The sequence below is a fragment of the Streptococcus sp. 3613 genome (assembly GCF_013277375.1).
In the GTDB taxonomy this organism is placed as follows: domain Bacteria; phylum Bacillota; class Bacilli; order Lactobacillales; family Streptococcaceae; genus Streptococcus; species Streptococcus pseudopneumoniae.
The window spans coordinates 1-6,078 of sequence record NZ_VMMV01000051.1 but is presented as its reverse complement, the minus strand read 5'-3'; the positions used below and the strand labels follow the sequence as shown (position 1 = coordinate 6,078).

Annotated in this window: 6 protein-coding genes; all 6 read left to right on the top strand. The window is 38.2% G+C overall.

The annotated features are described in order from the left end of the window. Nucleotides 1–305 precede the first annotated feature (305 nt). The 6 genes from HT708_RS06795 (at nt 306) to dprA (ending at nt 5,440) form a co-directional block, all read left to right on the top strand. Nucleotides 306–1,013, top strand: a complete 708-nt coding sequence (locus HT708_RS06795; RefSeq protein WP_000638489.1) for a 2-C-methyl-D-erythritol 4-phosphate cytidylyltransferase — start codon at nt 306–308, stop codon at nt 1,011–1,013. Between the two features lie 4 nt (nt 1,014–1,017). Beyond that, entirely contained in the window at nt 1,018–2,040 is a 1,023-nt protein-coding gene (locus HT708_RS06790; protein ID WP_000609870.1) for a ribitol-5-phosphate dehydrogenase, read from the top strand. A 16-nt stretch (nt 2,041–2,056) separates the two neighbouring features. Further along, the gene (licA, locus tag HT708_RS06785) at nt 2,057–2,926 is read left to right on the top strand and encodes a choline kinase LicA (RefSeq protein ID WP_000411222.1); all 870 of its coding nucleotides are present in this window, start codon (nt 2,057–2,059) and stop codon (nt 2,924–2,926) included. Next, a complete protein-coding gene (locus HT708_RS06780; RefSeq protein WP_000837608.1) occupies nt 2,916–3,794 on the top strand; it encodes a DMT family transporter in 879 nt (292 codons plus the stop codon). Before licA ends, HT708_RS06780 begins: the two co-directional genes overlap by 11 nt. A gap of 11 nt (nt 3,795–3,805) precedes the next feature. Further along, entirely contained in the window at nt 3,806–4,495 is a 690-nt protein-coding gene (locus tag HT708_RS06775; RefSeq protein WP_000643965.1) for a sugar phosphate nucleotidyltransferase, read from the top strand. A 96-nt stretch (nt 4,496–4,591) separates the two neighbouring features. Next, nucleotides 4,592–5,440, top strand: a complete 849-nt coding sequence (gene dprA / locus HT708_RS06770; protein WP_000705307.1) for a DNA-processing protein DprA — start codon at nt 4,592–4,594, stop codon at nt 5,438–5,440. Nucleotides 5,441–6,078 lie beyond the last annotated feature (638 nt).

The following is a 6,078-nucleotide window of genomic DNA, read 5'->3' as shown; positions in this document are numbered from 1 at the left end:
TCACGGGTGGTTATGACTTTCATTGAGTATAAGTCAAGTAATCACTTTGAAGTTTCAAAGCTTACTTTTAAGTTTTCTTTAAGAAAACTATATTATTCTGAAGAACTCTAAAATTTCACAGCCATTTATTAGCAATGACTACAGAATTCCTGGTCATTACTAGAAATGGACTAGTTTCTTTGAATAATAGAACTCCTTAATCCTTCTATTCTAGAACGGGAGGGCCGGTATTTCTTTCATGATAGGACTAGATTGTGGTATAATAGAGAGAATAAGTTTTTTTAGTAAGACAAAGGAGAAAATAGATGATTTATGCAGGAATTCTTGCTGGTGGAACTGGCACACGCATGGGAATCAGTAACTTGCCAAAACAATTTTTAGAGCTAGGTGATCGACCTATTTTGATTCATACAATTGAAAAATTTGTCTTGGAACCAAGTATTGAAAAAATTGTAGTTGGGGTTCATGGAGACTGGGTTTCTCATGCAGAAGATCTTGTAGATAAATATCTTCCTCTTCATAAGGATCGTATCATCATTACAAAGGGTGGTGCTGACCGTAATACGAGTATTGAGAAAATCATTGAAGCTATTGATGCTTATCGTCCGCTTACTCCAGAGGACATTGTTGTTACCCACGATTCTGTTCGTCCATTTATTACACTTCGCATGATTCAGGACAATATCCAACTTGCCCAAAATCATGACGCAGTGGACACAGTGGTAGAAGCGGTTGATACTATCGTTGAAAGTACCAATGGTCAATTCATTACAGATATTCCAAATCGTGCTCACCTTTATCAAGGACAAACACCTCAAACATTCCGTTGCAAGGACTTCATGGACCTTTACGGTTCTCTCTCTGCTGAAGAGAAGGAAATCTTGACAGATGCATGTAAAATCTTTGTGATCAAAGGAAAGGATGTGGCCTTGGCTAAGGGCGAATACTCAAACCTAAAAATCACAACAGTAACAGATTTGAAGATTGCAAAAAGTATGATTGAGAAAGACTAGTAAAATGATTAATCAAATTTATCAACTAACTAAGCCTAAGTTTATCAATGTCAAATATCAGGAAGAGGCTATTGACCAAGAGAATCATATCCTCATCCGCCCTAACTATATGGCTGTCTGTCATGCGGATCAGCGTTACTACCAGGGAAAACGTGACCCCAAGATTTTGAATAAAAAGCTTCCAATGGCAATGATTCACGAGTCATGTGGAACCATCATTTCTGACCCGACGGGAACCTATGAGGTTGGGCAAAAAGTTGTCATGATTCCCAATCAGCCTTCTATGCAGAGCGATGAAGAATTCTATGAGAACTACATGACAGGGACCCATTTCTTGTCTAGTGGTTTTGATGGCTTTATGAGAGAGTTTGTTTCTCTCCCTAAAGATCGTGTGGTGGCTTATGATGCTATCGAAGATACGGTTGCAGCCATTACAGAGTTTGTCAGTGTTGGCATGCATGCCATGAATCGTCTATTGACCCTTGCTCATAGCAAGCGGGACCGAATCGCCGTTATCGGAGATGGAAGTTTAGCATTTGTGGTTGCCAATATTATCAACTATACTTTGCCAGAAGCAGAGATTGTGGTTATTGGTCGTCATTGGGAAAAGTTGGAACTTTTCTCTTTTGCCAAAGAATGCTATATTACGGATAATATTCCTGAAGATTTGGCCTTTGACCATGCTTTTGAGTGTTGTGGTGGTAATGGTACTGGACCGGCTATAAATGACCTGATTCGCTACATTCGTCCTCAAGGAACGATTCTCATGATGGGAGTTAGCGAATATAAAGTCAATCTCAATACTCGCGATGCCTTAGAAAAGGGCTTGCTCTTGGTTGGGTCCTCTCGTTCTGGTCGCATCGATTTTGAAAATGCAATCCAAATGATGGAAGTTAAGAAATTTGCCAATCGTCTTAAAAATATCCTTTATCTAGAAGAACCTGTAAGAGAAATTAAAGATATTCACCGTGTCTTTGCGACCGACTTAAACACAGCCTTTAAAACCGTGTTTAAGTGGGAAGTATAAGTGCTGGAGGTTAATTGTGGAGAAAATCATTAAAGAGAAAATTTCTTCCCTACTTAGTCAAGAAGAGGAAGTCCTCAGTGTTGAACAACTGGGGGGAATGACCAATCAAAACTATTTGGTCAAAACAACAAATAAGCAATACATTGTTAAATTCTTTGGTAAAGGGACAGAAAAGCTTATCAATCGACAAGATGAAAAGTACAATCTTGAACTACTAAAGGATTTAGACTTAGATGTAAAAAATTATCTTTTTGATATTGAAGCTGGTATCAAAGTAAATGAGTATATCGAATCTGCGATTACACTTGATTCAAGGTCAATCAAGACCAAATTTGATAAAATTGCTCCAATATTACAAACCATTCATGCTTCTGGTAAGGAATTAAGAGGAGAATTTGCTCCTTTTGAGGAAATCAAAAAATACGAATCCTTGATTGAAGAGAAAATCCCTTATGCCAACTATGAAGCTGTTCGAGAAGAAGTCTTTTCTTTAGAGAAAAGACTGGCTGACTTAGGTGTTGACAGAAAATCTTGTCATATCGATTTGGTGCCTGAAAACTTTATCGAATCACCACAAGGACGACTTTATCTGATTGACTGGGAATATTCATCAATGAATGATCCAATGTGGGATCTGGCTGCCCTCTTTTTAGAGTCTGAATTCACTACCCAGGAGGAAGAAGCCTTCTTGTCTCACTATGAGAGTGACCAAACACCGGTTTCTCGTGAAAAGATTGCCATTTATAAAATTTTACAAGACACTATTTGGAGTCTATGGACTGTCTATAAGGAAGAGCAAGGTGCAGATTTTGGTGACTATGGTGTGAATCGTTATCAAAGAGCTGTTAAAGGTTTGACTTCTTATGGAGGTTCAGATGAAAAGTAAAAACGGAGTTCCTTTTGGTCTACTCTCAGGTATTTTCTGGGGTTTAGGTCTAACAATTAGTGCTTACATCTTTTCGATTTTTACAGATTTGTCGCCCTTTGTGGTGGCCGCTGCTCACGATTTCTTGAGTATCTTTATCTTACTAGCTTTTCTCTTGGTAAAAGAAGGAAAAGTTCGCCTCTCAATTTTCTTAAATATTCGCAATGTGAGTGTCATCATCGGAGCCTTGCTAGCAGGCCCTATCGGTATGCAGGCCAATCTTTATGCGGTTAAGTATATCGGAAGTTCCTTAGCTTCATCTGTGTCGGCTATTTACCCTGCGATTTCAGTTTTATTGGCTTTCTTCTTTTTGAAGCACAAGATTTCAAAAAATACTGTATTTGGGATTGTCTTGATTATTGGAGGGATAATTGCTCAGACCTATAAGGTTGAACAGGTTAATTCCTTCTACATTGGTATTCTCTGTGCTTTAGTTTGTGCTATTGCATGGGGGAGTGAGAGTGTCCTTAGCTCCTTTGCCATGGAAAGTGAATTGAGTGAAATTGAGGCCCTCTTAATCCGTCAAGTAACTTCATTCTTGTCCTATCTTGTGATTGTGCTCTTCTCTCATCAGTCATTTGCAGAAGTGGCCAATGGACAATTACTAGGTCTCATGATTGTCTTTGCAGCCTTTGATATGATTTCCTACTTGGCTTATTATATCGCTATCAATCGCTTGCAACCAGCCAAGGCTACAGGCTTGAATGTGAGCTATGTAGTTTGGACGGTCTTGTTTGCAGTTGTTTTTTTGGGTGCACCGCTAGATATGCTGACCATTATGACGTCACTTGTCGTTATTGCTGGAGTTTATATTATTATTAAAGAATAAAGGAGATTCGTGTGAAAGCCATCATCTTAGCAGCGGGATTGGGAACTCGCTTGCGTCCTATGACTGAAAATACCCCTAAAGCCTTGGTTCAGGTTAATCAAAAACCCTTGATTGAATACCAAATTGAGTTTCTCAAAGAAAAAGGAATCAATGACATCATCATCATTGTCGGTTATCTTAAAGAACAATTCGATTACTTGAAAGAGAAATACGGTGTTCGTCTCGTTTTCAATGATAAATACGCTGACTACAATAACTTTTACTCTCTCTATCTTGTAAAAGAAGAATTGGCCAACAGCTATGTTATTGATGCCGATAACTATCTCTTTAAAAATATGTTCCGCAATGATTTGACTCGTTCGACTTATTTTAGTGTTTATCGTGAAGATTGTACCAACGAATGGTTCTTGGTCTATGGAGATGACTACAAGGTTCAAGACATTATTGTTGATAGCAAGGCAGGTCGCATCCTTAGTGGTGTATCCTTCTGGGATGCTCCAACTGCAGAAAAGATTGTCAGCTTTATCGATAAGGCTTATGCAAGTGGCGAATTTGTTGATCTCTACTGGGACAATATGGTTAAGGATAATATCAAAGAGCTAGATGTCTATGTCGAAGAATTAGAAGGCAATAGTATCTATGAAATCGATAGTGTCCAAGACTACCATAAATTAGAAGAAATTCTTAAAAACGAAAATTAAAGATTCCAACATCTGACAAAATAGTCGGATGTTTTTTTGATTTTTTACGAACTTTTACGAATAGATAGATGAGTAGAAAAAGAAATGGAGTTATTTATGAAAATCACAAACTATGAAATCTATAAGTTAAAAAAATCAGGTTTGACCAATCAACAGATTTTGAAAGTGCTAGAATACGGTGAAAATGTTGATCAGGAGCTTTTGTTGGGTGATATTGCAGATATATCAGGTTGCCGTAATCCAGCCGTTTTTATGGAACGTTATTTTCAGATAGACGATGCGCATTTGTCGAAAGAGTTTCAAAAATTTCCATCTTTCTCTATTTTAGATGACTGTTATCCTTGGGATTTGAGTGAAATATATGATGCGCCTGTACTTTTATTTTACAAGGGAAATCTTGACCTCCTGAAATTCCCGAAGGTAGCGGTCGTGGGCAGTCGTGCTTGTAGCAAACAGGGAGCTAAGTCAGTTGAAAAAGTCATTCAAGGCTTGGAAAATGAACTGGTTATCGTCAGTGGATTAGCCAAGGGCATTGACACAGCAGCTCATATGGCAGCTCTTCAAAATGGCGGAAAAACCATTGCAGTGATTGGAACAGGACTGGATGTGTTTTATCCTAAAGCCAATAAACGTTTGCAAGACTACATCGGCAATGATCATCTGGTTCTCAGTGAATATGGACCTGGCGAACAACCTCTGAAATTTCATTTTCCTGCCCGTAATCGCATCATTGCTGGACTTTGCCGTGGCGTGATTGTAGCAGAGGCTAAGATGCGCTCGGGGAGTCTCATTACCTGTGAGCGAGCAATGGAAGAAGGACGCGATGTCTTTGCTATTCCTGGTAGCATTTTAGATGGGCTATCAGATGGTTGCCATCATTTGATTCAAGAAGGGGCAAAATTGGTCACCAGTGGGCGAGATGTGCTTGCGGAATTTGAATTTTAAACATTATATAAGCTAGAATACTGAGAAAAATCAATTTTTAATAGAAAATGAAGTAAATATCCCCACAATAAATGCATAGTATCAGTTTTTTCAGCACTTGATATTATGCGTTTTTTCTAAGTGAATAAGTAGAGTGGAGGACTTTTCCCAGAGGAAGGAAAGCAATTTAGTGTAATTGAGAAAGGAGAGTTGCTTGTGACTAATCTTGGTCAGCTTATTATCAGGGAGCTGTATCGTCTCAAGTATTGCCAGTAAGGAAAAATAAATTCTTCAAAAGTAGAGATTACAAGGCTTGTTTAAGAAAGAATTCAAAGACCTTGACAGATAAAAATAAAATGGTTATTATAAAAAATGGTCTGAAATTGATGATGACACTCTTCGAAAATCTTTTTACGTCATCAGCTTTGTCTTGCTGTGTTTTGAGCAAGCTACGGTGAGCTTCCGAGTTTGATTTTCATTTACTAGAAATGAAACTGATGAGAGACATCAGTAGACATTTGCGTCAGGATATGATGGAAAATGATAAAAAGACCTCATGAGATTGGCATATCAGACTACTAAAGTATTGAGTTTGTTAGGATTTTATACTCAATGAAAATCAAAGAGCAAACTAGGAAGCTAGCCGCAGGTTGCTCAAA

Coding starts and splice junctions, on each gene's coding strand:
- HT708_RS06790 (WP_000609870.1), top strand. CDS start 1,018: ATGATTAATCAAATTTATCAACTAACTAAGCCTAAGTTTATCAATGTC.
- HT708_RS06795 (WP_000638489.1), top strand. CDS start 306: ATGATTTATGCAGGAATTCTTGCTGGTGGAACTGGCACACGCATGGGA.
- dprA (WP_000705307.1), top strand. CDS start 4,592: ATGAAAATCACAAACTATGAAATCTATAAGTTAAAAAAATCAGGTTTG.
- HT708_RS06780 (WP_000837608.1), top strand. CDS start 2,916: ATGAAAAGTAAAAACGGAGTTCCTTTTGGTCTACTCTCAGGTATTTTC.